The organism is Shewanella sp. SG41-4 (assembly GCF_014164505.1).
In the GTDB taxonomy this organism is placed as follows: Bacteria; Pseudomonadota; Gammaproteobacteria; order Enterobacterales; family Shewanellaceae; genus Shewanella.
The window spans coordinates 1-336 of record NZ_JACJFI010000766.1; the positions used below are offsets into that span (position 1 = coordinate 1).

Consider the following 336-nt stretch of genomic DNA (forward strand, 5'->3'; position numbering starts at 1 on the left):
GTAAAGCACGATATTAGGGATAGGATTATTCGGGTCTGGTGAATCTCGACCTGAGCAATACACCCACATGTAGCTGTTTACTTTATCGGATTTCACCACCTTTAATGGCGTTTCATCGGCAAACAACGTGGGCTGCTTTAACAGCTCGGCTTTAAGTCGCTCAACTAGTGGCGCGAAGAGTGCGGCGGATTTGTCTATCCAGCTGCTCATTGTCTGGCGACTGAGCTCAATACCGTATTGCTTGAACATGGCTTCCTGGCGATAAAGCGGTAACCCATATTGGTATTTACTGGTGATAAGCTGACTGAGCAAACTGCTCGTTGCAATGCCTTTGTT

General features: G+C 47.0%; 1 protein-coding gene. It reads right to left on the reverse strand.

Annotation, left to right across the window (positions count from 1 at the left end):
- Positions 1 to 336, reverse strand: a 336-nt coding sequence (locus H5202_RS23735) for an IS66 family transposase (RefSeq protein WP_182774167.1), incomplete at both ends; no start/stop codon positions are given.